Below are 21,334 nucleotides of genomic sequence, written 5' to 3' on the forward strand. Positions count from 1 at the left end.
GGCCAGAATGAGCCCGGCTGGCCGGAATGAGCCCGGCTGGCCGGAGTGAGCCCGGCTAGCCGAGGTGAACGGAGCTGGCCGGAGTGAGGTCGGCTGGCCGGAGTGAGGTCGACTAGCCGAGGTGACGGAGCTGGCCGGGGTGAGCGAAGCCGGCCGGATGGCCGGAGTGAGCCCGGCTGGCCAGAGGTGAACCAGACTCGCCGGAGCGAGCCAGACTCGCCGGGGTCTGGCACGTGGAGCGTGTGTGAGCGGGGCGAGCGAATCTGGCTCGCCCCGAGTGAGACACGGCTGGGCGGGCTCGCACGCGGAGCGTGCCGCTGGCGGCCGCACGGCCGGATGCGGGCAGCGCAGCGAGGCCCGCGGGGTAAGGGCTCGTGAGTGGTGATGCCGGTTCTAACCGGCATCACCACTCACGACGCCCCGGCGAGCGGCGAGCAATTCCGGGTGCTCGCGCGATGTACCCGCTGACCGGGACGACCGCCTGGCACCGCTCGGGCCACAGCGCCGCGTGGAGCGTGCGAAAACCGCGCGTGCCCGGCCGAGGTTGTTCCTCGACCGGGCACGCGCCGGGCATATCTTCGAGCGCCGGTTACTGCTCGCTCGCGTTGTCCTTGCTGTGGTCGCCCGGCATGGTGGCGTCCACGAGCTTCTGCGACGGGGCCCCGATGTGCTTGGCCTTGCCGAAGAAGCCGATCTCGCCTTCCGTGTGGAGGCGTTCGACCATGTGCGGGTAGTGCAGCTCGAACGCGGGCCGCTCGGAGCGGATCCGGGGCAGTTCGGTGAAGTTGTGCCGCGGCGGCGGGCAGGACGTGGCCCACTCGAGCGAGTTGCCGTAGCCCCACGGGTCGTCGACCGTGACGATCTCGCCGTACCGGTAGCTCTTGAACACGTTCCAGATGAACGGCAGCGTGGACGCCCCGAGGATGTACGCGCCGATCGTGGAGATCGTGTTCAGCGTGGTGAACCCGTCGCTGGCCAGGTAGTCCGCGTACCGCCGCGGCATGCCTTCCGCGCCCAGCCAGTGCTGCACCAGGAACGTGGTGTGGAAGCCGATGAACGTGGTCCAGAAGTGCCACTTCCCGAGCTTCTCGTCCATCATCCGGCCGGTGATCTTCGGGAACCAGAAGTAGATCCCGGCGAAGGTCGCGAACACGATCGTGCCGTAGAGGACGTAGTGGAAGTGCGCCACCACGAAGTAGCTGTCCGACACGTGGAAGTCGATCGCCGGGGCGGCCAGCATGATGCCGGTCAGACCGCCGAAGAGGAACGTGACGATGAAGCCCATCGAGAAGATCATCGGCGTCTCGAAGGACAGCTGGCCCTTCCACATCGTGCCGATCCAGTTGAAGAACTTCACGCCGGTCGGGACCGCGATGAGGAACGTCATGAAGGAGAAGAACGGCAGCAGGACCGCGCCGGTCGCGTACATGTGGTGCGCCCACACCGCCACCGACAGCGCCGCGATCGACAGCGTCGCGAAGACCAGGCCCTTGTAGCCGAACACCGGCTTGCGGCTGAAGACCGGGAAGATCTCCGACACGATCCCGAAGAACGGCAGCGCGACGATATAGACCTCGGGATGGCCGAAGAACCAGAACAGGTGCTGCCACAGGATCACCCCGCCGTTGGCCGGGTCGAACACGTGGGCACCGAGGTGCCGGTCCGCCATCAGGCCGAACAGGGCCGCGGTGAGGATCGGGAACGCGAGCAGGATCAGGATGCTCGTGATCAGGATGTTCCAGGTGAAGATCGGCATCCGGTACATCGTCATGCCGGGCGCGCGCAGGCAGACCACCGTGGTGATCATGTTGACCGCACCGAGGATGGTGCCCAGACCGGACACGGCCAGCCCGGCGATCCACAGGTCGGCTCCGACGCCGGGCGAGTGGATGGCGTCCGAGAGCGGCGTGTAGGCGAACCAGCCGAAGTCGGCGGCGCCGCCGGGCGTCAGGAAGCCGGACAGCACGATCAGGCTGCCGAACAGGAACAGCCAGTAGGAGAACGCGTTCAGCCGCGGGAACGCCACGTCGGGCGAGCCGATCTGCAGCGGCAGGATGAAGTTCGCGAACCCGAACAGGCTCGGCGTCGCGTACAGCAGCAGCATCACCGTGCCGTGCATGGTGAACAGCTGGTTGTACTGCTCCTGGGACAGGAACTGCTGCCCCGGCTGGGCGAGCTCCGTCCGGATGAGCATGGCCATCGCGCCGCCGATCATGAAGAAGGCGAACGACGAGACCAGATACATGATCCCGATCTGCTTGTGGTCCGTCGTGCGGAACAACCGCAGCAGGTACGAACCCTTTGCCGTCTCGCGCGCGGGATACGGGCGCGTCGCGATCGGCTTGGGGGCTACGGCCGTCACTCCTGCCTCCAACACTGCAACCTTGTGGTGGTCAACTTCGGGGCGCTCGGGCTCAGGCGAGCCTGATCCGGGCGGTTAAGGGGATCGTAGCCCTCGGTACCGACAGTCGCGCGCACCGGCTGGTTAGATCACCGCATGACCGACCCGTACCGCACCGCGGCGGTCTCCTCCGCGCTCGCCGCCGGCCGCCGGTTCGGCCTCGCGACGGACTCGGCCGAGGTGCTGCACGAGCGCTCGAACGTGCTGGTGAGGATGGGTCCGGTCGTGGCGAGAGTCCCGGCCACCACCCGGTTGCTGCGGCCGGACGCGACCGCGTGGCTGGAGCGGGATGTCGCCCTTTCGGCCTACCTCACCGAACGTGGTGTGCGCGTCGTCTCACCGACCGCGGATCCCCCGGCCGGACCCCATTTCGCGGAGGGATTGCCGGTCACGCTCTGGCACTGGACCCCGCACGATCCGGACCATCGGCACGGGCCGGACGAGACCGCCGGATCGCTCGCCCGGATCCACGCCGCCTTGCGCGACTATCCCGGCGAACTGCCCTCCCGCGGCCCGGTCAGCGAGCTCCTGGACACCGTCGACCGCAGCGGTTCGCTGCTGGACGGCTTCGCCGACCGGATCCGCACGGAAACCGAACGGCTCGCCGCGCTGCTGCCGTCGGGCCCGGTCCAGGCCCTGCACGGCGACGCACACCCCGGCAACCTCATCGAAACCGCCGACGGCCCGTGCTGGCTCGACTTCGAGGACACCTGGCGCGGACCGCTCGAATGGGACCTGGCAATCCTCGCGCGACAGGGTGGTCCGGAGTTCCTCGCTGCGTACCCAGGCGAAGCGGACGAAGCCGTCCTCGCCACGTGTACGCAGCTTCGCTCGCTCTTCGCGGTGGCGTGGCGGTTCCTGATCGCACAGCGCTTCCCTCACCGCCTAGGCGAAGCACGCGCCGCGGCCGTCGACTACTTCAGCTGACCCAGCCGAGGATCGCTTCGACCACGCCAGCCGGGTCCTCCAGCGGTGTCAGGTGCCCGACGTCCGGGAGGACGGCGAGGGTCGCGTCGGGCAGCGCCTCGACCATGGTGTTGGCGGCGTCGAGCGGCGTGATCGCGTCGCGCTCCCCCACGATGACGAGCGCCGGGACGTCGGTTTCGCGCAGCAGGTCAACGGAATCGGGCCGGTTGCGCATTGCCCGCGCGGCCCAGGCGACCCCGGACGGCGGCTGCGCGTCGATCAATTCGCGCACGCGCGCGCGAACGTCGGCGGACGCGGTGTCGGCCAGCAGGTTCGGCAGGTTCCCGTCGGCCAGCCAGCCCTTGACGCCTTCGGCCTCGGCGCGGTTCGCGACATCGAGCCGGGTTTGCGCGGCTTCGGGGGTGTCCGCGGTGGCTTTGGTGTCGATGAGGACCAGCCCGCCGACGCGTTCGGGAGCCTGCCGCAGGACGGCCATCGCCAGGTAGCCGCCCATCGAACAGCCGCCGAGAACCACCTGGTCGAGTTCGAGCTTGTCCAGGAGCGCGACGACGTCCCTCGCCGCGTCCGCCAGCTCCGGCTCGGCTTCGGTCTCCGGCAACGGACTCCGGCCGAGGCCGCGCTGATCAGGCGTGATGACCCGGAGGCGTTCCGCGAGCGGCGCGCGGAGCGGGTCCCACATGCGGGCGTCGAGCGGGAAGGCGTGCAGGAGCACCAGCGGCAGTTCGGTCATGGCGGAGATTGTCGCTGTTTTTCGCCGCGATTTTTGTCGGACCCGGTCGTTATGGTCGGGACGTGACAGAGATCGTGACGGAAAGGCTGGTGCTGCGGCACTTCGTGGAGACAGATCGGCAAGCAGTGGTGGAGATCCAGAGCGACCCGGAGACGAACCGGTACCACCCGCGTCCGCCGGACACCGAGACCACGCTGGTGATGTTCGGCAGCTGGCTCGAGCACTGGGCGACGTTCGGCTACGGGTACCTGGCGGTCCGGGAGCGGGGCAGGCCGGAGGCCGCCGACGGGTCGGACGTGATCGGCATGACCGGAGTGCGCAACCGGGAGTTCCGGGGCGAGAAAGTGCTGAACCTGGCGTATCGCTTCCGTCCGTCGGCGTGGGGGAAGGGTTACGCGGCGGAGGCGGCGCGGGCGTCGGTGGAGTGGGCGGAGCGGGAAATACCGGCGATTCCGGTGCTGATCAGCGTCGCGGTGACGAACACGCCGTCGTTGCGGGTGGTGGAGAAGCTGGGGTTCACGGACTACGTGGAGGAGGAGTACGACGGAGCGCTTTCACGGCATTTCCGGCGGTGAGGGTGGCTGGCCGCGGGCTTGCGAGATCTTCCGGTTCTCGATCCGGCGCGGGGTTCGCGGGACAGCGCCGGTAGCCGCGATCGGTGTTCCCGGAGCGGCCGGGCGGACGCTCGGGCGTGGGATCGCGATGCCTTCCGCTCCCCGCTCCAACACAGGCTCCCCGCTCCAACACAGGCTCCCCGCTCCAACACAGGCTTCGCGAGACAATGGATGCACCCGCGACCGCCGTCCCCTGGAGTGGCCAGGCGAACGCTCGGGCGTCGGTTCGCGACTTTTTCCAGGATCCGATCCGGCATGGGCTTCGCGAGCCAACGCCTGCACCACCCCCGAAAGAGCCCGGCCAACGCGAGGTCCTCCATCCCCGCTCCGACACGGACATCACGAGCCAACACCTGCACCCGTAACCGCCGTCCTGGAGCAGGCGGGCGAATGCGAGATCGCACGGCTTTGCTTTCCTCGCCGCGGCGCAAACTTCGCAAGACGACGCCGGTGCACGGACCCCGGCTTCCCCGAACCGGCCGGGCGGAACTCCGCCTCCACCGGACTCGCCACGCTCGGCGGCAGGTGAACGTGCCGCACGCCGGGTGACGGCATTCGTCGCCCTTGGGCCCGCGCCCAGCGGCAGTGGGGGAACGCGGGCCCGAGGACAGCGCGGGCCAAGATCGGCGAGTCTCAGAGGCGGCTGGCGTTCTTCCAGTCCTCCGCGGTGCCGGAGTCGGCGAACAAGGTCACCACGGTGTCGTCCGGGGTGCGGGTCGCGGCCAGGCGGCGGGCGGTGAGCCAGTTGGCCGCCGCGGAGCCGCCGATGGCGGTGCCGGTGGCGTCGCGGAAGTCGCGCATGCTGCGGAGGACCTCGGGGTAGGACACGGTCTGGTGCTGGACGCCGGGGATCAGGTCGCTGACGAAGCGCTGGCGCATCCCGTATCCGAGGCCGCCCGCTCCGGGGAACTTGGCGGTTTCGTTGGGCGGGCTCGCGGTGCCGAAGGGAAGTTCGGCCGGGGTCACCGCGACGACGTCGAGGTCGCCGTACTCGGTGCGCAGTGCGCGGGCGACTCCGCCGAGGGTCGCGCCGCTGCCGACCGCGGCCACCCACGCGGACGGGCGTCGTCCGGCCAGCTGGGTGATGATTTCCTGGCCGGTGAGGAACTGGTTCACCCCGAAGTTGTGCAGGTCGCGGTGCTGCGCGACCATCGTCCACCGGGGGTCGGCGTCGGCGATTTCCTTGGAGAGCTTGAGAAATCCGAGCACGAACTCCGAACCGCGGGAGAATTCGACAGTCGCTCCGGTGCCGCGGATCTCCTCGACGACGCTCTCGGCCATCGAACTCGGCAGCACGACCTTGACCGGGATTCCGGCCAGTTTTCCCAGCTGAGCCAAGGCTCGCGCCATGTTGCCGCCCGACCCGGCGACGATGCGCAGGTCGTCCAGGCGGTCGGCGTTGGCGTTCACCGCGCCGCACAGCAGCGAGTACGCGGTGCGGTCCTTCACTGAGCCGAACGGGTTCTCGAACTCGTACTTGGCGAAGATCTTCGCACCGCCGTCCGGCCCGGGGACCTCGACGAGCCGGGAGTGCCCGAGCCGGTCCCGGAACTCCTTCAACGCCGGGAACCGTTCCAGGGTCAGCCGCTCGTCGAACATCTCGTCCAGCGGCTCGCCGATCGTCAGGTCGATCACGTCCTGGTAGGCGTTCGTCATGACTCCTCTTTCTCGCCTCGGAAACCGCGTCGAACTGTAGCCGTTTTCTCTTGCGTATCAACGTTTTTCCGCACCCATGGCTGAACGCTTCAGCCAGCGAGCGCGCGGGCGAGGCCAGTCAGCTGAACCGCCGCCGCGCGGTAGCTCAGCGGCGGTTCGGGCTGCCACGGATAAACCCGCCCGGTCCGGACGGCTTCCTGCCGTTGCCAGAACGGATGCCCGGCGACGTCCGCGGGTTGCAGGCTCGTGGAACGGGCGTCCACCATCAGCACGTCCGCCGGGTACCGCAACGAGTTTTCCCAGGACAGTTTCAGTGCGTACTTGCCCCCGGGCGGCAGTACGACGGGCACTCCGAGCGCGAGGTACTCCCGCAGCAACGGCCAACCCGTGCGAGCGATCCGGATCCCGTCCGGGTCGATCGAAACGAACAGCACCCGAGGCGTCCGCCGCGCCACCGCACGCAGTTCAGCACTTGCCCGCAGGTACTCGGCCCGCTGCGCCGCGACGCCGGACGCGCCGAGCGAAGCGGCCAGGTCGCCGAACCGGTGCAGCGAATCCGGCAGCTCGGCCGCGTAGCTCTCGAAAGACGCCACCGGACAGAACTTCCGCACCTGCGCCCCTACCCCTGGATCGAGCTGGGAAAGCCCGTACTGCAAGGAGTCCAGCACCAGGTCCGGCCTCAGCGCGCCTGCTCGTTCCACGTTCAGCTGGCCCCACGCGGAGCCTAGAACAGCGGCGCGGTCAAGACTTCCCAGGGTCGCCCGATCAAGCTTGCGCCCCTGCGCCAGAACTCCGCCGTATACCCCGGCCACGTCGACGCCGTAGTCGTGCAGAGTGCTGGCCACGGTGACGTAAGCGATGATTCGCCTTGGCACCGAAGAGAATTCCAACCGCAGCCCGGCGTCGTCGGCGATCGTCCACGGGCCCGGCGGCGCCTCCCGGACCGGACCGGCGGCCGCGGAACCCGGCGACAGCCGCGGCGCGACCACCGCGGCTGTCGCGGCGACCGCGCCGAAGAGCACGGTCCGCCGGGCGGGCTTGCCCGCGCCCCTCGCCATCAAACCTCCTGTGCCGCAGGGAGAAAGTGTTCGTCCGCCCCAGTCGGACACTTGCCCGGATTAGGATTGCCTAACCATAATCCGGCTCCTGCGAACGGAGAAGCCGCTCGCCTTCTCCGGGGATGAACATGGCACCAGCTCAGCGAATACCCGCTCCGCACCGAATCGCCGTGCGTCCCGGCGCGGGATGGGCCGGCGCGCTCGCGGCGCTCGCGATCGTCGCGCTGGCCAGCGTGTGCGCGGGAGCGACGTTCGTTTCCCCCGGCACGGTCCTGGACGCACTGCTGCACTACGACCCCGCCCGGCTGGACGAGCTCGCGGTGCGGACGCTGCGGCTGCCTCGCACACTCGTCGGGCTCGCGGCCGGAGCCGGGCTCGGCCTTGCCGGTGCGATCCTCCAGTCATCGGTGCGAAACCCGCTGGCAGATCCCGGAATCCTGGGCATCAACGCCGGAGCGGCACTGGCGATCGTGCTCGGCCTGACCACCATGGGTTCGCTGACCGGATCGTCCACCGCTTGGCTCGCTCTGGCCGGTGCCGCGATCGCCGCGGCCGTGGTGCACCTGCTCGCCCACCGGTCGCGCGGCCCGGTGACGCTGCTGCTCGCCGGAACCGCACTCACCGCTATCCTCACCTCGGCGACCAGCGCTGTCCTGCTCACCGACGGCGGCACGTTCGCCCAGTTCCGGTTCTGGCAGGTCGGTTCCCTGACCGGACGGCCGGTCTCGGTGCTCCTTTTCGGCGCGGCGCTGCTCGTGCCCGCGCTCGGCTGCGGACTGCTGCTGGGCAGGGCGCTCAACGTGCAGGCGCTGGGCGAGGACCTCGCGATCTCGCTGGGGCAACGAAGCGCGCCGGCGAAACTGCTGTCCAGCGCGGTGGTCGTGGTGCTGTCCGGGGTCGCCACCGCGATCGCCGGGCCGATCGGCTTCCTCGGACTGCTGGTGCCGCATCTGGCGCGGCTGATCACCGGACCGGACCAGCGCTGGGTGCTGCGCTATTCAGTAGTGCTGGGCCCGCTGCTGCTGTTGCTCGCCGACCTCCTCGGCCGGTTCGCGGCCGGACCGGCGGAGCTGCCCGCGGGAGTGGTGACCGCGGTGTTCGGGACGCCGGTGCTGATCGTGCTGGCGCGCCGCAAGAAGCTCTCGGCGGCCTGAGGTGCAGCACGCCAGGCCCCGCCGCGATGGGCCTATCGATCCCGCCGGTCCGGCACCGCTCACGCGCGGCGGGCTGGCATGAATCGCGCCCCTCGCCCACCGGAGTCTTCCGGCCACTCGTCCCCGCCCACCGTGCGCAGTCCAGGCGCGACAACCCCACGGCAACCGACCATGAACCGAACCGCCCGCCTCGTCCCGCCGATCCTCGCCGTCCTCGTGGCCGGTCTCCTCGTCGCGGGACTCCTCTACGGCGACTTCCCCCTCGCGCCGTCGTCCGTCCTCCGCGCGCTCGCCGGAACCGCCGACCCGCGGGCGAGCTTCTTCGTCCTGGACGTCCGGCTTCCCCGGTTGCTGCTCGCCGTGACGACCGGCGCGGCCTTCGGGCTGGCGGGCGCGATCGTGCAATCCCTGGTCCGCAATCCGCTCGCCAGCCCGGACGTGCTCGGCACGACCTCCGGAGCCGCGGCGGCCGCGGTGTCCGCCTTGCTGCTGTTCGGCTGGACCGGGCCTGCCGTGTCGGGCGCGGCGTTGGCCGGCGGGCTGGTCACCACCGGCGTGGTGCATCTGCTGGCCACCGCGCGGGGGCGGAACCTTGTCCTCATCGGCGTGGCGATCGCGGCCTTGCTGGCCGGCGGGGTGTCTTGGCTGCTCACCGTCGGCGAGGTGACTGAAGCGCAGGCCGCGCTGGTGTGGCTGACCGGGACGCTCGACGGCCGGTCTTGGCCGGAGCTGGTGCCGCTGCTGTGGTTCACGATCCCGGCGGCCTTGGCCGTGGTGCCGTTCGCGCGGCCGCTGACGCTTCTCGGGCACGGCGACGACCTTGCCCGCTCGCTCGGGGTCGCGGTGGGCCGGACCCGCGTTTTCCTGACGATTGCGGCCACGGTGCTCGCTTCGGCCGCCACGGCGGCGGTGGGGCCCGTTGCCTTCGTGGCACTCACTGCTCCGGCGTTAGCCCGGCTGCTGACCGGCAGCCGGGAGCCGTCGCTCGCGGCGTCGGCGTTGCTGGGATCCGCGTTGCTGATGCTGGCCGATCTGCTCGCGCGTTCGCTGAGTTCGCCCGCGGAAATCCCGGTCGGGGTGGTGACCGGGATCGTCGGCGGGGCGTATCTGCTGTTCTTGCTCGTCGGCCGGGGAATGCGGTGAAGGAATACCGCCGAAACCGTTCACACGATCGTTTCGCACTCTTCAATCGACGCCAGTAGAAAATCGCACCCGCCGACACAATCGTCGATTCGCAGGGAAACGTTTCCGATCACCCGGGAAAGGTCCGCGGCCATCCGGCGCAGTTCCCGCTCGGCCGCCGCGGGGACGCCGGGGCCCGCGCTGAGCTGCCGGATCCAGCTCACGTCCTGCGCCGCCCAGGAAAGCAGCGCGCGGTCGTCCAGCCTGCCGTCCAGTGCCAGCAGCTGGTCCACCCTCGACCGCAGCGCGCGGATCATCAGCGGCTCGACCGTGACCGGGGCCGGGGCGGGCGGGCAGACGTCGCGGGCCGCCAGCGCGGGCCACAGGTTCGCCAGCCGGATTTCCTCGCCCAGCTCAGCGGAAAGGATCGAGACGACCACCGCGGGCAGCGGATCGCGCGGCGTGACCCCGCGCAGCCAGTGGTAGGGGGCCTTGGCGCTGATCGTGCCCGGCCCGAGCCTGCGGTTGATCTCGCGGGCGAGCCGGTCCGGCGACCAGGAAAGCCGCCGCAGGCAGGCACCGAGAACGCCTTTGGCCGCAGGCGAAACCGACGGCCGGGAACCCGGGCGCGGCGAACCGGACGGGGCGGCGGCCGGGCCGGTCCGGCCCGCACGTCCGCGACTGAGCGCATTGCCTTCCGGACCGGGCACATGATTTACCCGTATCGGATACCGTGCCTGCACGAAATCCCCCACATCCGCCGGATCGCGACGTCTTGCCTCGATGCTAACGGACCGGCCGCGCCCCGACAATTGACCGGCGCCGGTGAGCTGCCTCACGAATACCGGGAAAATTCCTTCGCGACGGTTTTTTTCGCGGTCCGATTACGCGGTCCGCGGAACGGCGAGCACTTTGCTTCCCGCGGGCAGGTCGGAGACCACGAGCGCGGTCGCGCCCACGAACGAATCGTCGCCGACCTCGACCGGGCCGAGCACCGTGGCGCCGGCCCCGAAGGTGACCCGGTCGCCGACCGCCGGATGCCGTCGTTCGCCCGCGTCCCTTCTGTTGTCGCGCCACCAGCCGACCGCGCCGAGCGTCACCTGCTGGTACAGCGTCACGTCTTCGCCGACTACCGCGGTCTCCCCGATGATCACCCCGGTGCCGTGGTCGATGAACAACCGGCGGCCGATCACCGCGCCGGGATGGATCTCGACGCCGGTGAGCACCCGCGCGAGATTGGTCAGCAACCGTGCGGCGATCCGGTGCCCGCGCCGGTAAAGCGCGTGCGCGACGCGATGGATCCAGACCGCGGGCAGCGTGGAATGGGCCAGCGCCTCGGCGAGGGTGTCGATCGACGGATCCCGTTCGACGATCGTACGGAGGTCTTCGCGCATCCGTGCCAATGCGCCGAGGCGACCGGAATCCGCGGCGGCGCCGGACTCGGCACGACGCGGCGGCGCCGGGCGGGCGGACCGGACAGTGACCATCGTTCAGCCCTTCCCCTTCGTCTTTTCCCCAAGGTCGGCTACTGCGGTGACTTCGTGCGGGCCGTCCGGGAACATCGTGACGACGACGTCCTCCGGCGGCAGCTTCGCGGCGACTGCGCGGGCGACGAGCCAGTTCGCCGCTGAAGCCGGGCCGATCTCCCGCCCCGTCGCCGCGCGGAATTCCCTGATGCCTGCCCGGGCCTCGGCCATGCGCACGCTTTCCGTTGCCAAGTCCGGCAGTTCTCCCTCCACGAGCGGCTGCCGGTAGCCGTGGCCGAGTCCGGCCCATCCCGGCAGCCCGGACCTCGGCGCGGCGGCCGACCCGTACGGCAGCTCCGCGGCGGTCACCCCGGTGACGACCGGGTCCGCGCCCGTCGCGCGCAACGCCCTGGTCACCCCGGCGAGGCAGCCGCCGGTGCCGGTCCCGCACACCCACGCGGCCGGGACGAGTCCGTCGAGCTGGCCGATGATCTCGCGTCCGGTCACGAATTCGTGCATCGCCACGCACACCGGATCACGATGTGCGGCCAGGAGAATCCACTCCTGTCCGGCTTCCGCGATCTCCTCGGCCAGCGCGATCGCGCCGAGCAGCCCGTCCTCCGGAGCAGACCGGTCGACCCGCACGCCGGCCCCGTCCGGACCGAGCGCCGCTTCCTCGGCGAGCACCAGCCGCAGCGGCGCGCCGATCAGCGAGCAGAGGCGGCTCAGCGCGCGAGCCAGGTCCGCTCCGGCCGCGGCGACGAACCGCGGTTGCCTCGCCGAAGCCCCGATCGCCTGGCAGACCAGCGCGTAGGCCACCCGGTCCGCGTCGGATCCGGTCGGGTTCTCGTACTCGTGTTTGGCCAGCACCCGAGCCCCGCCCGCCGGTCCGGGCACCTCGGCGAGCCGGGTCAGGCCGAGCCCGGCCCGGAAGGCGCGCAGCCGGGGAAACCGGGAAAGCGGACCGCTTTCCCGGAACAGCGAACCGTGCGGCTCGGACAGTGCGGTCCAGTTCGGGAACCGTCGCGTGGACACCACGCTCTTCACTCCTTCGGTTCAGCGGGCACGGTCTTTTCCAGCGCCTCGGCGAACGCGGCCGGGGTAGGCCGCCCCAGCACGTCCGGCAGCGAGATCTCGCGGCCGAGCGCGGCGGCGAGACCGGCGCTCAGCTTCGCGGCGAGCAGCGAATGGCCGCCCAGTTCGAAGAAATCGTCGTGCACGCCAATCGGCCGGTACTGCAGGACGTCCTCCCACACCGCGACGATCCGGCGGAGCAGTTCGGTGTCCGGCTCGGCGAAACTCCCGCTCAGCTCGGCCGGCCGGGAAACGGCTTCGTCCGCCGGGACCGCGGCCGGTTCCGGAGCGCCCGGCTGCCGTCCGATCCAGTAGCGCTGCCGGGCGAAGGCGTACCCGGGTAACGAGACCGTCTGCCCAGCTCCGTCGTGCACCGCTTCCAGATCGACCGGACAACCCCGCTGCCAGAGCGCGCCCACCGCGCCCAGCAGCACCTCCAGTTCGGGCCGGTTTTCGTTCGGACGCGGCATAGTTCGCGCCACCGCGACCGGTTCGCCGAGCGTCGCCCGCGCGAACGTGCCGAGCGTGGCACCGGGCCCTGCTTCCAGCACCAGCCCGCCGCCCGCGCTGGCCAGCGCCGCGGCGAAGCGGACCGGTTCCCTCGCCTGTGCCGCCCAATACCCGGGATCGACGGCCTGCTCGTCGGTGAGCAGCGCTCCGGTCACCGCGGAGAACACCGGCACCTCGGGTTCGCTGAGCTGCGCGGTGCCGAGGAAATCGGCCAGCCGCGGCACGACCTCGTCCATCATCGCCGAGTGGAAGGCATGCGAGGTGTGCAGCGGTTTGTGCGGAATCTCTTGCCCGGCAAGGACTTCAGCGCATTTCGCGATCGCCTCCGCGGGCCCGCTCAACACGCACAGCTCCGGCGCGTTGACCGCGGCGACCGTGACGTCACCGGACAGCAACCCGGCGATTCGCTCCTCGGCCGCGGAAACGGCGAGCATCACTCCCGGCGGCTGCTCCGCCATCAGCCGCCCCCGCTCCGCGACGAACCGCAATGCGTCCGGCAGCGACAGCACTCCGGCCAAGCAGGCGGCCACCAGTTCGCCGAGACTGTGGCCGACCATGGCGTCGGCGCGGCAATCCCAGCGGAGCAGCTGGCGAGCGAGCGCGTAGGAGGTCACGAACAACGCTGGTTGCGCGAGTTCGGTCGCCCGCAGCCGAGCGGGATCGGTGTCCGGCGAGAACATCAGCTCCCGCAGGTCGACGCCGAGGCGCGGCGTCAGCTCCCGGACGCATTCGTCGACGGCTTCGGCAAAGCCGGAGAGTTCCCGGTAGAACTCCGCGCCCATCCCCGGGTACTGCGCGCCTTGCCCGGGGAACATCCACACCACCCGGGGCTTGTTCGCCGACACCGCGGCCGCTGGAGCCGCAAGTGCGGCGGACGACTCGGACACCACCACCGCCCGCCGGTACCGCCAGGCTTCCCGGCCACGGCGCAATGTCGCGGCGACATCCGCGATAGCCGGCGCGTCCGGCTCCCGAAGCACCGCGGCCAGCTCACCGGCCATCGTTTCCAGCGCTTCCTTCGTTTTCGCCGACAGCACCAGCACTTGCGGACGGCGCACCGGCGGCGTCGGCTCCGGCGGGGCCGCTTCTTCAAGCAGAACGTGGGCGTTGGTCCCGCCGATGCCGAACGCGCTGACCCCGATCCGCCTCGGCAGCCCGCCGGTCTCCCATTCCCCGGCCTCGGTTCGCACCACGAACGGCGTGCTCGCGAAGCCGATCGCCGGATTCGGCTCGGCGAACTGCGCCGTCGGGGCCAGAACACCGTGCCGCAGCTGGAGAACCGCCTTGATCAGCCCGGCGATCCCGGCCGCGGACTCCAGGTGCCCGACGTTGCCCTTCACCGAGCCGACCGTGCAGAACCCGGTGCGCGAGGTGCCGAACGCCCGGCTCAGCGCGGTGATTTCGATCGGGTCGCCGATCGGGGTCGCGGTGCCGTGCGCCTCCACCGCGGTGATCGTCTCCGGGTCGAAGTCCGCGTCCCGCAGCGCGGCGCGCACCACCGCCTCCTGGCCGGCGGCACTCGGCGCGGTGAAACCGACCTTGCCCGCGCCGTCGTTGTTCACCGCCGATCCGGCGAGCACCGCGAGCACCCGGTCCCCGGCCGCGAGCGCGTCGCCGAGCCGTTTGAGCACCACGACGCCGACCCCGTTGCCGAACACCGTCCCGGAGGCCGCCGCGTCGAACGGACGGCAGTGCCCGTCCCGCGAGAACACCATGCCGCGTTCCCAGCGATAGCCGACCCGGTGCGGAACCCGCACGCACACCCCGCCGGCGAGCGCGATCTCGCATTCGCCCGCGCGCAGCGCCCGCACCGCCTGGTGCACCGCGACCAGCGAACCGGAACACGCCGTCTGCACGCTCACCGCCGGTCCGGTCAGGCCGAGCCGGTGCGCGACCCGGGTGGCGAGATAGTCCTTGTCGTTGTGGATCTGGAGTTCGAAGACCTCCGAACCGAGCACCACCGGACGCCCGCCCAGCAGGTTCGACATCAGGTACGCGGGCATTCCCGCCGAAGCGAACACCCCGCCGCTGCTCGCGTCGCCCGGCCGGATCCCCGCGTCTTCCATCGCGTGCCAGGCACATTCCAGAAACACCCGGTGCTGCGGGTCCAGCAGCGCCGCCTCGCGGGCACCGAAGCCGAAGAAGCGGGCATCGAACAGATCGTGCTCCGCCAGGGTCGCCGCCACCGGCACGTAATCCGGGTGCGCGATTTCCTCGGCAGGCACGCCTTCCGCGAGCAGTTCGGCTTCGCTGAGCGGGGCGACGGATTCGACCCCGTCGCGAAGATTGCGCCAGAACGCCGCCGTGCTGGGCGCGCCGGGGAACCGGCCCGCCATGCCGACGACCGCGATCCGCTGGCCGGCACTCACTGGACGGCGGCCCGAAGGCCGGTCAACGCGTGCCGGGCGATGTCGTGCTCGGTCTTGCCGCGGGAAAGCAGGTCGGCGCAGATCCGGCCGAACAACGGGACCAGCTTGAACGCCCAGCCGCCCGCGGCGACCACGACGTTCTCGCCGCCCTCGACCAGTCCTTCGGCGGTGCCGAGGTAGAACTGCCGCTGCGGGTCCCCGGGCAGCACCGCGAGGCAGGTGCCGGTGGAGACCGGTTCCGGGTCCAGCCACGGCAGGTGCGCCCGGACCCAGCCCGACACCCGCTCGACGTGCGCGGGACGCGGACGGCCGGTGGCGAGGTCGGCGTCGGCCAGCGCGTCCACCTCGAAATCCGGGCCGAGCCGGGCGAGCCCGTCGTTCGACCACGGGTTGGGCGGGAAACCGTAGAACAGGTTGGTGTCCTCGGCGGTCGGCTCCTGGAAGGCGAACCAGAACGGCCTGCGCACGCCGTCGCCGCGGTCGCGCAAGGTCACCAGCGCCATCTCGTAGGTGTGCAGGTCCAGCTCTCCCGCTCCCCACGGCCGGATCAGCTCGTTGACGTGCGCGTTGGCCGCCAGCACCACCTTGTCCGCACGGTAGGTCGCCCGGTCGCTGCGCACCACGACGCCGTCCTGGCCCGGTTCCACCGCGAGAATCCGTTCGGGCGACTGCATCCGCACGCCGTTGAGGTGGCATTGCCGCACCAGTGCGGCGAGCGTGCCGCGCACGTCGATGGCTCCGCCGCTCGGCTGCAGGAAGCCCTCGAAGTGCGCGGGCAGGTCGCGGAATCCGTAGCGGCGCTCGATTTCCTTGCCGGACAACCATTCGTACGGCACGGACAGTTCGTCCATCGCGGCCGCGGTGTCGGCGATGTGCCCCTCGTTGGTCGGCACGTGGGTGTCGCCGAACCACAGACTGCCCAGTTCGTGCACCAGCGTGCGCCCGGTGTCGGCTTCCAGTTCCTTCCACAGCGGCGCGGTGGCCAGCGTGAGCCGGAAAATGTCCGGCTGGGTGTACTGCACCCGCCAATGCCGTTCGCCGCCGCTGGATCCGCAGCTCTCGTTCAGGAAGCCGAACCGGTCGGTGACGAGCACACGCGCGCCGCCGGCCGCCGACCGCCACGCGGCGGACAGCCCGATCGGGCCGCCGCCCACCACGATCACGTCGAAATGCTTCTCGGCACTCATGCCAGTACGTCCTCTCGTCGGAGAATCCCGGTGATCGCGGCGACCGTCTCCGCCGCCGATTCGCGCAGATAGAAATGGCCGCCGGGGAAGACCGTCCGGTCGAAACCGGCCCGGCACCACGCGGCCCAGCCCGCGACCTCGTCCGGGCTCACCGCCGGGTCCCCGGCCCCGCAGAAAGCGCTGACCGGCACGGTGATGTCCGCCGTGCCCGGCCGGTAGGTCTCGACCGCCTCGTAGTCGGCGCGGACCAGCGCGGCCACGAACGCGCTGAGCCGTGAATCGGCCCGGATGCCGGAGGATCCGCCGGCCAGCCAGTCCACGAGGTCCAGCACCGCCTCGTCGCCGAAGTCGCGGACTCCCCGGTCGGGCAGCAGCCCGGGCGGGAACTGGCTGGACACTATCAACCGCCGCGGTGCCGGAAAACCGTTCTGCCGCAACACATTCACCAGCTCATACCCGACCAGCGCACCCATGCTGTGGCCGAACACGGTGTACGGCGCGTCCAGCGCCTCGGGCAGTGCGCCGGCCACGCCTTCGGCCAGCTCCGCCAGCTCGGTCAGCGCGGGCTCGCCGATCCGGTCCTCCCGGCCCGGATACTGCACGACCAGCAGTTCGACCTCCGGCGGAAGCAGCTGCCGCCACGGCCGGAACGACGACGCGCCGCCCCCGGCGTGCGGAAGACAGAGCAACTGCTGCCGGACCGGGCTTTCACCGGGAAGCCGTTTGAGCCACGCGGAACCGGTCATCCTCGTGCCCCGCTCAGCATCGTGGGCTCCGGCGGCCCGGTTACGTCCCGGCGCAGTGCGGCTTTGTCGACTTTGCCGGTGCCGGTCAGCGGAAGCGCGTCGAGGACGACGAGATGCTCGGGGAACTTGTACCGGGCAAGTCCTTGGCCGTCCAGGAATTTCCGGACCTCGCGCAGTCCCGGCCGCTCGGCACCGGCGGCAGGCACCACGCAGAGGCAGACCGTTTCCCCGTGGACCGCGTGCGGCATGGCGACCCCGGCCGCTTGTGCGATCGAGGGATGCCGCAGCACCATCGCTTCCAGTTCCTCGGCGGAGATCTTCTCGCCGCCGCGATTGATCACGTCCCGAAGCCGTCCGAGAATCGCCAGGTTGCCGCCGGGATCGACGCGGACGAGGTCGCCGGTGCGGTAGAAGCCGTCCGGCGTGAACGCTTCCGCGGTCGCTTCGGGATTCGCGTAGTACCCGGCGACGGTGTAGGGCCCGCGAGTGAGCAGTTCCCCTTCCTCGCCGGGCTCGACGTCCGAACCGTCGGCGGCGACCACCCTGATCTCGTCCTCGGGCAGCAACGGCCTGCCCTGGGTGTCGCGGATGACCTCGTCCGGGTCGTCCAGGCGGGTGTAGCAGAGCAGTCCCTCACTCATCCCGTAGCACTGCTGGACGGTGCCGCCGAGCGCGGTGCGGAGTTCGTCGGCAGTCCCTGGCGCGAGCCGGGAACCGCCGACCAGCAGCACGCGGAGAGACGACAGATCGCGGCTGGTCCGCTTCGCTTCGGCACTCCAGCGCAGCGCGACCGAGGGCACCAGCGTGCTGTGCGTGACCCGCTCTCGTTCGATGATTTCGAAAGCGCCCGAAGGAGATTCGGGCGAGCTCAGCACCACGGTCGCCCCGACGGACAACGCGCCGAGAATGCCAGGGCAGTTCATGACGAAGCCGTGCTCGGCGGGCATCACGACCAGGTTCACCGCGTCCCGGGTCATCGCGTTCACGGTGATCGCGTGCCGGATCATGCAGCCGTAGCCCTCGTGCGTCCGCGCGATCGCCTTGGGCAGGCCGGTGGTACCGCCGGAAAGCAGGAACACCGCCGGGTCGGACGGGGCCGCCGCGGGCTTCCACTCGCTCGGCGTCTCGCCGCCGGGTTCGCACAGCAGCGCGAGATCCACCTCGTCGCCGGTGGTCTCCCCGCCGCGCACGAGCAGGTTTTTCAGCCCCGCATGGCGTTCTCGCAGCCGCCGGGCGACGGTCAGCGCTTCCGTGCGCCGTCCGGTCGCGTCCACCGCCAGCAGCACCGGCTCGGTCACGGCGACTACGTGGTCCAGTTCGTGTTCCCGGAAGGCAGGCAGGATCAACACCGGGGCGGCGCCGAGTTCCAGCGCCGCCAGCACGAGCACGACGTACTCGGCGCAGTTGGTCAGCGCGACCGCGATCCGATCGCCAGGACGCACGCCCAACCCGGCGAGCCGGTCTCGTGCCACGCCCACCGCGTCGCCGAGTTCCGCGTAGCCGATGCGGCGCGTACCGTCGACCACGGCACACCGGCCCGCCGCTTCGGCGAACTGCCGGCGGATCGGCGTCACCACGAGTTCGTCGTTCCACAGCCCGGATTCCCGGTACCGCCGGGCGCGTTCTCCGGTCACCCCGGTCATCGGGACACCGCCGCACCGGCCAGTTCGGCGAGCTGGCCGAGGGTGTAGTCCTCGGTGTCCCACAGGTTCACCGCGAGCCCGAACCGGGCGGTGAGCTCCAGTTGCAGGTCGGTCGTCTCGACCGAGCTGAGCGCGAGGTCCGCGCGGAGCCGGGTCGAGGAGTCGGCCTCGGCCAGGGTTTCGGCGTCGAGACCGATTTCGGTCAGCAGGTCGAAGATCTCTTCCGCGGCCGGGGCCGGGTGCGAGGATGGCACAGCTCTCCATACCTTTCACGGTTTGGTCCCGCGTCCGGGCGCGCGGGAGTTCGGAACGGGCCGTCCGGGGCCTGCCGGACGCCGGGGCACAGCCAGGAATTCAGTGCGGATCCGGCAGCGCCGCGCGGATCTGCTCGGCGAGCCCGGACAGGTCCCGCGCGTAGGCCTCGGCCATCGCGGCCACCGCGGGCAGGCAGTGCGGCGGCACCGCGCCGAGGATGTCCGACCGGCGGCCGAGCGCCTGTCCGGTCAGGTTGAGCAGGTGCAGCAGCACTCGTCCGGGCTCGCTCGAACGCAGCGCCGGGTCCGTGCGGAGCTGGCGCAGCAGCAGCGCCGCGTCCACCCGCGGCGGGGCTTCCGGCACCGTCTCGGCGCGCGAACGCCGCTGGTCCGGCACCGGATCCTGACCGGAATCCAGCCGCCGCCGCACGTCGTGCGCGGTGCCGAGCGAGATCCCGGCGCGGCGGGCGACCTCGCGCAGGGACAGGCCGGGCTCCTCGGCCAGCAGCGCGCCGGCCTGGCGGCGTCCCTGCGCCGCCGACAACGGGCGCGCCCGTCCGTCGCGGCCGATCCGCGCGGTGTTCGACTCCGGAATTTCCGAGGTCGAACGCCGCAGCGCACCCACCGTTTTGTCCGAGAGCCCGGCCAGATCCGCCACCACGTGGTCCGACCAGCCCGGGAATTCCCGCACAATCCGCACCGCCGCGGCCCGCCTGCTCTCCAGCGACAGCGGAAGGCCGTGCGCGATGTTCGACCGCACCGCGTAGAGGAAGCACTCGGCTTCGGTGCCTTCACACAGCACCGCGCGGATCCGCTCGTCCTCGCGCAGCACCGCCGCCCGCACGCGGTGTTCGCCGTCGACCACGCGCAACGTGTCGCGCTGCACGACGATCGGCGGCAGCACCTCGGGATCGCGGCCGGTCAGCATCCGGACGTGTTCGGCGACCGGGCCGTCCACCCGCGGCGAACCGCCGAGCACGAGATTCCGCACCGGCAGCGAAACCGGGGCGCCGGACAGCACCGCGCCGGGTGTCGCGAAGCCGATCACGAGCCGCTCGCCCGCGCCCCGGCCGCCAGCAGCATCGCCGGCGCAGGCCCGTTGAGGTCGGCGAGCACCCGGTCCAGCGTGTCGACCAGATAGTCGACCTGCGCCAGGCGCAGCCCCGGATGGCATGGCAGGTTGATCAGCGAGCTGAACCACAATCGTTCCGCCACCGGGCATTCGCCCGGCCCGTGCCCGCGGTGGCGCCATTCCGGGAGCAAATGCTGCGGGAAATAGCGGAGCTGGATCTCCACGCCGCCGCGGTCGAGCGCCAGCACCATTTCCTCGCGCAGTTCGGCGGTTTCCGCGAAGCAGGTGTACAGGTGGTAGGCGTGTGTGCTGCCCGCCGGGGCGGATTGCGGCGTGACAAAGGAATATCCGTCGATCACCTCGTCCAGCCGCGAAGCGATCGCACTGCGCAGCGCGGCCAATTCCGGCAACCGCGCGAGCTGCACCACCCCGACCGCGGCGGCGGCCTCGGACAGGGTCGCGTTCGTGCCGCTGCGGCGGACCCGGTGCACCGTGTCGCGGTATACGCCTTCGGAGTACTTCATCCACGGCAGCAGCAGTGGTTCGTCCTCGCCGGGCAGCGCCGAGGTGCTGAGGTGGCCGTCGTAATCGTTGCCGCGCAGCCGCTGCAGCCGGTGCGCCCAGACCTCGCTGTCGCAGGTGATCATCCCGCCCTCGCCGAGGGTGGTGATGTTCTTGGAGTTCTGGAAGCTGAAGCAGCCGAGGTCGGCCAGCCCGCCCGGCACTCGCCCGCGATAGCCGGCGCCGAGCGCGTGCGCGCAGTCCTCTACGACGAGCACCCCGTGCGCGCGGGCGATCCGCATGATCGCGTCCATGTCCGCGGGACAGCCGCCGTAGTGCACCAGCAGCAAAGCCTTGGTGCGCGGGGTGATCAGTGCCTCGAACGAGGCCGGGTCGACGGTGAGCGAACCCGGGTCGACGTCGCAGAACCGGACTCGCACGCGGTGGTCGAGCAGCGGCTGGACGGTGGCCTGGTAGGTCTGCGGGGTCGCGATGACCTCGTCGCCCGGCTCAAGATCGAGCATCTCGACCGCGAGCTGCACCGCGACCGTGCCGCTGGTGACCGAGACCGCGTGCCGGGCCCCGACCATCGCGGCGAACTGCCGCTCGAACCGCCCGCGGTGCTCGCCCATGGACAAGGTGGACTCGCTGGTGACCAGCTCGACGAGCGCGTCAGCCTCGGGCGAGGCCAGCACGCTGCCGCGCAGAGGACAGGGCACAATAAATTTCCTGGACACGGCCGAACACATCTCCCCAGTTCAGGTCGAATGCCATCCGCCTCATTCAAGCATCGCGGACGAACCCGCTGGAAGGGTTTTCTCCCGACCGGGAATGTCAACCGGGTAAAGCA

The 21,334-nt window shown here is 70.7% G+C and carries 18 protein-coding genes; 4 read left to right on the plus strand and 14 right to left on the minus strand.

The window, feature by feature from the left end; genetic code table 11:
- Nucleotides 1-589 precede the first annotated feature (589 nt).
- Entirely contained in the window at nucleotides 590-2,362 is a 1,773-nt protein-coding gene (ctaD, locus tag BM362_RS11565) for an aa3-type cytochrome oxidase subunit I (RefSeq protein WP_093573112.1), read from the minus strand.
- Nucleotides 2,363-2,497: 135 nt separating this feature from the next.
- On the opposite strand from ctaD, the gene BM362_RS11570 reads away from it, so the two are divergent.
- Nucleotides 2,498-3,328, plus strand: a complete 831-nt coding sequence (locus BM362_RS11570; RefSeq protein ID WP_067593705.1) for a phosphotransferase enzyme family protein — start codon at nucleotides 2,498-2,500, stop codon at nucleotides 3,326-3,328.
- Here the strand turns inward: BM362_RS11570 and BM362_RS11575 are convergent.
- The gene (locus tag BM362_RS11575) at nucleotides 3,321-4,058 is read right to left on the minus strand and encodes an alpha/beta fold hydrolase (RefSeq protein ID WP_067593708.1); all 738 of its coding nucleotides are present in this window, start codon (nucleotides 4,056-4,058) and stop codon (nucleotides 3,321-3,323) included. The genes BM362_RS11570 and BM362_RS11575 overlap by 8 nt on opposite strands.
- 62 nt (nucleotides 4,059-4,120) lie before the next feature.
- Here BM362_RS11575 and BM362_RS11580 point away from each other — a divergent pair, with 62 nt between their 5' ends.
- Complete coding sequence (locus BM362_RS11580) at nucleotides 4,121-4,633, plus strand: GNAT family N-acetyltransferase (RefSeq protein WP_244287120.1); 513 nt, start codon at nucleotides 4,121-4,123, stop codon at nucleotides 4,631-4,633.
- Nucleotides 4,634-5,305: 672 nt separating this feature from the next.
- On the opposite strand, the gene BM362_RS11585 is transcribed toward BM362_RS11580, so the two are convergent.
- Both BM362_RS11585 and BM362_RS11590 read right to left on the minus strand, forming a co-directional pair.
- Nucleotides 5,306-6,328: a pyridoxal-phosphate dependent enzyme gene (locus BM362_RS11585; protein WP_093573113.1), complete on the minus strand. Its 1,023-nt coding sequence runs from the start codon at nucleotides 6,326-6,328 to the stop codon at nucleotides 5,306-5,308.
- An 89-nt stretch (nucleotides 6,329-6,417) separates the two neighbouring features.
- Nucleotides 6,418-7,386 carry an ABC transporter substrate-binding protein gene (locus BM362_RS11590; protein ID WP_093573114.1) on the minus strand — a complete coding sequence of 323 codons (969 nt, stop codon included), beginning with the start codon at nucleotides 7,384-7,386 and terminating at the stop codon, nucleotides 6,418-6,420.
- A 170-nt stretch (nucleotides 7,387-7,556) separates the two neighbouring features.
- On the opposite strand from BM362_RS11590, the gene BM362_RS11595 reads away from it, so the two are divergent.
- Both BM362_RS11595 and BM362_RS11600 read left to right on the plus strand, forming a co-directional pair.
- Entirely contained in the window at nucleotides 7,557-8,540 is a 984-nt protein-coding gene (locus BM362_RS11595) for a FecCD family ABC transporter permease (RefSeq protein ID WP_232792002.1), read from the plus strand.
- A gap of 171 nt (nucleotides 8,541-8,711) precedes the next feature.
- On the plus strand, nucleotides 8,712-9,683 hold the full coding sequence (locus BM362_RS11600) for a FecCD family ABC transporter permease (RefSeq protein ID WP_167545271.1): 972 nt from the start codon (nucleotides 8,712-8,714) through the stop codon (nucleotides 9,681-9,683).
- Between the two features lie 20 nt (nucleotides 9,684-9,703).
- Here BM362_RS11600 and BM362_RS11605 read toward each other — a convergent pair whose 3' ends face one another.
- From BM362_RS11605 to BM362_RS11650, 10 genes are all read right to left on the minus strand, one after another.
- Entirely contained in the window at nucleotides 9,704-10,372 is a 669-nt protein-coding gene (locus tag BM362_RS11605) for a hypothetical protein (RefSeq protein ID WP_093573116.1), read from the minus strand.
- Nucleotides 10,373-10,546: 174 nt separating this feature from the next.
- Entirely contained in the window at nucleotides 10,547-11,149 is a 603-nt protein-coding gene (gene epsC / locus BM362_RS11610) for a serine O-acetyltransferase EpsC (RefSeq protein WP_067593724.1), read from the minus strand.
- Nucleotides 11,150-11,152: 3 nt separating this feature from the next.
- A complete protein-coding gene (locus BM362_RS11615; RefSeq protein ID WP_167545272.1) occupies nucleotides 11,153-12,163 on the minus strand; it encodes a pyridoxal-phosphate dependent enzyme in 1,011 nt (336 codons plus the stop codon).
- 8 nt (nucleotides 12,164-12,171) lie between these two features.
- Nucleotides 12,172-15,081 carry a type I polyketide synthase gene (locus BM362_RS11620; RefSeq protein WP_093573118.1) on the minus strand — a complete coding sequence of 970 codons (2,910 nt, stop codon included), beginning with the start codon at nucleotides 15,079-15,081 and terminating at the stop codon, nucleotides 12,172-12,174.
- Nucleotides 15,078-16,268 carry an NAD(P)/FAD-dependent oxidoreductase gene (locus BM362_RS11625; RefSeq protein WP_093573119.1) on the minus strand — a complete coding sequence of 397 codons (1,191 nt, stop codon included), beginning with the start codon at nucleotides 16,266-16,268 and terminating at the stop codon, nucleotides 15,078-15,080. The genes BM362_RS11620 and BM362_RS11625 overlap by 4 nt, the downstream gene beginning before the upstream one ends.
- Nucleotides 16,265-17,014, minus strand: a complete 750-nt coding sequence (locus BM362_RS11630) for a thioesterase II family protein (RefSeq protein ID WP_093573120.1) — start codon at nucleotides 17,012-17,014, stop codon at nucleotides 16,265-16,267. The genes BM362_RS11625 and BM362_RS11630 overlap by 4 nt, the downstream gene beginning before the upstream one ends.
- Entirely contained in the window at nucleotides 17,011-18,657 is a 1,647-nt protein-coding gene (locus BM362_RS11635; RefSeq protein WP_067593739.1) for a (2,3-dihydroxybenzoyl)adenylate synthase, read from the minus strand. Before BM362_RS11635 ends, BM362_RS11630 begins: the two co-directional genes overlap by 4 nt.
- Nucleotides 18,654-18,911 (minus strand): hypothetical protein, encoded by a 258-nt coding sequence (locus BM362_RS11640; RefSeq protein ID WP_067593742.1) that lies wholly within the window; start codon nucleotides 18,909-18,911, stop codon nucleotides 18,654-18,656. Before BM362_RS11640 ends, BM362_RS11635 begins: the two co-directional genes overlap by 4 nt.
- A 100-nt stretch (nucleotides 18,912-19,011) precedes the next feature.
- Nucleotides 19,012-19,959, minus strand: coding sequence for a ParB N-terminal domain-containing protein (locus BM362_RS11645; protein ID WP_208865170.1), 948 nt, complete (start codon nucleotides 19,957-19,959; stop codon nucleotides 19,012-19,014).
- Nucleotides 19,956-21,203 (minus strand): DegT/DnrJ/EryC1/StrS family aminotransferase, encoded by a 1,248-nt coding sequence (locus BM362_RS11650; RefSeq protein WP_232792003.1) that lies wholly within the window; start codon nucleotides 21,201-21,203, stop codon nucleotides 19,956-19,958. Before BM362_RS11650 ends, BM362_RS11645 begins: the two co-directional genes overlap by 4 nt.
- Nucleotides 21,204-21,334: the final 131 nt, after the last annotated feature.

Origin of the sequence: Amycolatopsis rubida, from assembly GCF_900115345.1 — a bacterium.
Lineage (GTDB): Bacteria > Actinomycetota > Actinomycetes > Mycobacteriales > Pseudonocardiaceae > Amycolatopsis > Amycolatopsis rubida.

Bases quoted from the DNA above. Each gene is read 5' to 3' on its own strand.
- BM362_RS11625 (WP_093573119.1), bottom strand. From the start codon at position 16,268: ATGAGTGCCGAGAAGCATTTCGACGTGATCGTGGTGGGCGGCGGCCCG.
- BM362_RS11630 (WP_093573120.1), bottom strand. From the start codon at position 17,014: ATGACCGGTTCCGCGTGGCTCAAACGGCTTCCCGGTGAAAGCCCGGTC.
- BM362_RS11570 (WP_067593705.1), top strand. From the start codon at position 2,498: ATGACCGACCCGTACCGCACCGCGGCGGTCTCCTCCGCGCTCGCCGCC.
- BM362_RS11585 (WP_093573113.1), bottom strand. From the start codon at position 6,328: ATGACGAACGCCTACCAGGACGTGATCGACCTGACGATCGGCGAGCCG.
- BM362_RS11590 (WP_093573114.1), bottom strand. From the start codon at position 7,386: ATGGCGAGGGGCGCGGGCAAGCCCGCCCGGCGGACCGTGCTCTTCGGC.
- BM362_RS11575 (WP_067593708.1), bottom strand. From the start codon at position 4,058: ATGACCGAACTGCCGCTGGTGCTCCTGCACGCCTTCCCGCTCGACGCC.
- epsC (WP_067593724.1), bottom strand. From the start codon at position 11,149: ATGGTCACTGTCCGGTCCGCCCGCCCGGCGCCGCCGCGTCGTGCCGAG.
- BM362_RS11635 (WP_067593739.1), bottom strand. From the start codon at position 18,657: ATGACCGGGGTGACCGGAGAACGCGCCCGGCGGTACCGGGAATCCGGG.
- BM362_RS11600 (WP_167545271.1), top strand. From the start codon at position 8,712: ATGAACCGAACCGCCCGCCTCGTCCCGCCGATCCTCGCCGTCCTCGTG.